Here is a 269-nt window from a genome sequence, read left to right as displayed (position 1 = left end):
GGTGGGACAGATGATTAGGGTGAAGTCGTAACAAGGTAGCCGTAGGAGAACCTGCGGCTGGATCACCTCCTTTCTAAGGAATATTACGGAAACCTACACACTTGTCGAAAATTTGTTTAGTTTTGAGGGGTTTACTCTCAAAAATTTGTTCTTTGAAAACTAGATAATATTTATTAAATTTTTAAGCAATAAGCCGAGAAACACCGCGTTTTATTAGTTAAGAACGTAGTTCTTAACAAAACCACTTTGCTTTATGTAAAGTTAGGTTA

At 36.1% G+C, this 269-nt stretch carries 1 rRNA gene; it reads left to right on the top strand.

The features are described from left to right. A 16S ribosomal RNA gene (locus ACVQ8P_RS00385) occupies window positions 1-73 on the top strand; the annotation flags it as partial. Between the last annotated feature and the right edge of the window lie 196 nt (window positions 74-269).

It is taken from the genome of Dellaglioa sp. BT-FLS60, from assembly GCF_054941065.1.
Note: the sequence above shows the minus strand (reverse complement) of the source record. Positions and strands in the feature narration are given on the sequence as shown.